The organism is Actinoplanes sp. NPDC051633, assembly GCF_040681735.1.
Lineage (GTDB): Bacteria > Actinomycetota > Actinomycetes > Mycobacteriales > Micromonosporaceae > Actinoplanes.
This window is the reverse complement of record NZ_JBFAZH010001374.1, coordinates 1-1,864: the sequence shown is the minus strand read 5'-3', so window position 1 is coordinate 1,864 and position 1,864 is coordinate 1. Positions and strand designations below refer to the sequence as shown.

General features: G+C 71.1%; 3 protein-coding genes. All 3 read left to right on the top strand.

All coding sequences use genetic code 11. From position 1 onward, the window contains the following. Positions 1 to 197: 197 nt before the first annotated feature. Positions 198 to 602 (top strand): hypothetical protein, encoded by a 405-nt coding sequence (locus AB0M20_RS41150; RefSeq protein ID WP_364306712.1) that lies wholly within the window; start codon positions 198 to 200, stop codon positions 600 to 602. Beyond that, entirely contained in the window at positions 599 to 1,501 is a 903-nt protein-coding gene (locus AB0M20_RS41145; RefSeq protein WP_364306710.1) for a tyrosine-type recombinase/integrase, read from the top strand. The genes AB0M20_RS41150 and AB0M20_RS41145 overlap by 4 nt, the downstream gene beginning before the upstream one ends. A gap of 108 nt (positions 1,502 to 1,609) precedes the next feature. Continuing rightward, positions 1,610 to 1,741, top strand: a complete 132-nt coding sequence (locus AB0M20_RS41140) for a hypothetical protein (protein WP_364306708.1) — start codon at positions 1,610 to 1,612, stop codon at positions 1,739 to 1,741. The last annotated feature ends 123 nt before the right edge of the window (positions 1,742 to 1,864 follow it).

Below are 1,864 nucleotides of genomic sequence, written 5' to 3'. Positions count from 1 at the left end.
GGGTAACCCAGGCTCGGGATATGTGACGTGGAAGCCCTCGCCGCCCCGCGGGACGGCGAGGGCCGAACCACCGCCGGCCGGTCCCGATACACTTAGTGGATAAGCAGCTCTATCCGCTGAGTACGGTGGCATTTCAGTGGATAAGCGGTTCTGGCGACCTTGCGGCCCGCAACTCAGCGGATAAGAAAGAGTGAGGCATGACGAACCCTGCCGACGGTCGTCCGATCTGGGAAGCAGGCACCGAACCCTGTGGCCGCCGCCAGCCGGAGGGGACCGTGCACTGCCCGTTCTGCGGCTCCCGTATCGTCCCGCACTTCCTGGGCGACCTGCCCGACCCCGGCCGCATCGAGCCGTACTGCGACAACACCAACTGCGACGCCCGCGCCTTTACCGTGCTCGCCCTGCAGGACGGCGGGTTCGAGGCGCACCGCCGCGCCGACGTGCGCGGGCTGGAGGCCATCGACCTCAACCCTGCCGGCGACGGCGGTCTGCTGGGCTTCATCAACGATCCCACACGGGCCGCCGATGGCGTTCTCGCCCGCATGCGCGGAGCTCCGGCTGACTCGCCAGGCAGGGACGGCACCGACGAGGACGCCGGGTGAGCGCCAACATCATCGAGCTACGGCCCGGCACCGACGTCGCCGCGCGGGCCGAGCGGGCATTGACCGCGGTCGAGGCCTACCTCGACCGCTGCACGCTAGCTCCGAAGACCGTCGCCCCCTACCGGCGCCAGGCCCGCGCGTACGTCACCTGGCTGACCGGCAAGACCGACGCGCACCCGGACGCGTTCACTGACAAGATCGGCGCCGAGGGTGCGGTCACCGTTTGGCGTCGGCACCTGCTGGAAGGCAAGGCTTCGCCGTCCACCATCAACCAGGGCCTGGCCGCGGTCAGCCTGCTCTACGAGCACGGCGCTTCGCTGCGGCTCAGCGTCGCCCGGGTCCGGGTGCCGCGGCCCGGTGAGCCGGACGCCCTCAGCCGCGAGGAAGAGGGCCGGGTGTCCCGGGCGGCCCGCCGCCGCGGCGTACGCGACCACGCGATCATCGAGGTGCTGCGCACCACCGGGGCGCGAGTCGAGGAAGTGGCCCGTCTCGACCTTGACGACGTCGCGGTCACCGAGCGCACGGACCGGCTGCGGCTGCATGGCAAGGGTGACGAGGTCAGGTTCGTCCCGGTGCCGCAGGACGGCAGGCAGGCGATCCGTGCCTGGCTGCAGGAGCGCGGTCGCGAACCCGGTCCGCTGTGGCTCGGCCAGCGCGGCCGGCTCACCGTCTCCGGCATCACCCAGGTCGTTCTGGCTGTCGGCGCCGACGCCGACCTGCCCGGGCTTCGGCCCCACCGTTTGCGGCACACGTACGCGACAAGGTTGCGCCGCTCCGGCACCGACCCCGCCCAGATCCAGGCGTTGCTCGGCCACGCTTCCCTGGAGGCAACCGGCAGGTATTTCCGGGCCGGCGAAGCCGAGCAGGCCGCCGTCGTCGAACGCGCTTTCGAGAGTTGAGGAGAACAGACATGGTCCACCCGCGTCACCGTCGCCGCCGTACGTGAACTGCTCGACGAACAGGGCGTTCTGCACTCGCGCATTCAGGCCACCGGCGAGGAAGGCGTCGTGCGCGTCGACGTCGTCGCGCTCGGCGGCTTCCGCCGCGCCGTCGCCCGTGAAGAGGTCGCTCAGGCGCTCGACGCCCGGCGCCGCTCCGACCACTGGATCGTCCGGCTCGCCGGTGTCACCTACCGCTGACGCCCCTGGCGCAGCTGGGTCACGATCCGCGATCCGGGCACCGAGTGGGCCGACGGCAGCGGCAGCGACTTCTTCGGCAACCCGCGCTGAGACAGGGGGTACGACGGAAAGCGTCACGCTCTG

Bases quoted from the DNA above. Each gene is read 5' to 3' on its own strand.
- AB0M20_RS41150 (WP_364306712.1), top strand. From the start codon at position 198: ATGACGAACCCTGCCGACGGTCGTCCGATCTGGGAAGCAGGCACCGAA.